The 1,329-nt window shown below is 41.4% G+C and carries 1 protein-coding gene; it reads left to right on the top strand.

Going from position 1 to position 1,329, the window contains the following annotated elements; translation table 11 throughout:
• The coding region (locus tag FJ651_RS15800; protein ID WP_449406382.1) for an HYR-like domain-containing protein at positions 1 to 1,329 on the top strand (1,329 nt) is incomplete at both ends.

Raw genomic sequence — 1,329 nt, 5'->3', positions numbered from 1 at the left:
CATGGACTGCAACTGATGAATGTGGTAATGAGACTTCTCATTCACAAACCATCACTGTTCAAGATACTACTGCTCCTGCATTTGTTGAAGCTTTACCTGCCGATGCAACTGTTGAATGTGATGCGGTGCCTACTGCTGATACTTTAACAGCTACCGATAACTGTGGTGATGCTACTGTAACCTTTAATGAAACTATCACTGAAGGTGCTTGTGCCGGTGAGTTTACTGTAGTGAGAACATGGACTGCAACTGATGAATGTGGTAATGAGACTTCTCATTCACAAACCATCACTGTTCAAGATAATACGGCTCCTACATTTGTTGAAGCTTTACCTGCCGATGCAACTGTTGAATGTGACGCAGTACCAACTGCTGAAACTTTAACAGCTACCGATAACTGTGGCGATGCTACAGTAACCTTTAATGAAACTATCACTGAAGGTGCTTGTGCCGGTGAGTTTACTGTAGTGAGAACATGGACTGCAACTGATGAATGTGGTAATGAGACTTCTCATTCACAAACAATCACTGTTCAAGATAATACGGCTCCTACAATCGATAATTCAAATCTTGAAAATATAAATATCGAATGTGGTATCACTCCTGAAGGAACTTTAGAAGCATGGTTATTAAATAATGCCGGTGCTACTGCTACAGATACTTGTGGTAATGTAACTTGGTCTAACGACTTCGGTGCTAATACTGAATTAGATTGTGCTAACGGCGCCATTACCGTTACCTTCACTGCTACTGATGAGTGTGGTAATAGTGCTACAACCACTGCTACTTACGCTATTATTGATACTGTAGCCCCAGTTCTTACAGTACCTTCTGATGTAACTATTGAATGTACCGATGATTCAAGTCCTACAAATACAGGAACTGCAACAGCTACTGACGATTGCGCTATGCCTAACGTATCTTTTGTAGATACCGAAGTGGCTGCATGTGGAAACACTAAAACAATTACAAGAACTTGGACTGCTACCGATGCCTGTGGAAATACAGCTTCAGCTGATCAAATTATAACAGTAATCGATTCAATAGCCCCTACATTTGTTGAAGCTTTACCTGCCGATGCAACTGTTGAATGTGATGCGGTGCCTACTGCTGATACTTTAACAGCTACTGATAACTGTGGTGATGCTACTGTAACCTTTAATGAAACTATCACTGAAGGTGCTTGTGCCGGTGAGTTTACTGTAGTGAGAACATGGACTGCAACTGATGAATGTGGTAATGAGACTTCTCATTCACAAACCATCACTGTTCAAGATACTACTGCTCCTGCATTTGTTGAAGCTTTACCTGCCGATGCAACTGTTGAAT

Source organism: Paucihalobacter ruber (assembly GCF_006494535.1).
GTDB classification, from domain to species: Bacteria; Bacteroidota; Bacteroidia; order Flavobacteriales; family Flavobacteriaceae; genus Paucihalobacter; species Paucihalobacter ruber.
The sequence above is the reverse complement of the archived record's forward strand: the minus strand, read 5'-3'. Positions and strand labels throughout refer to the sequence as shown.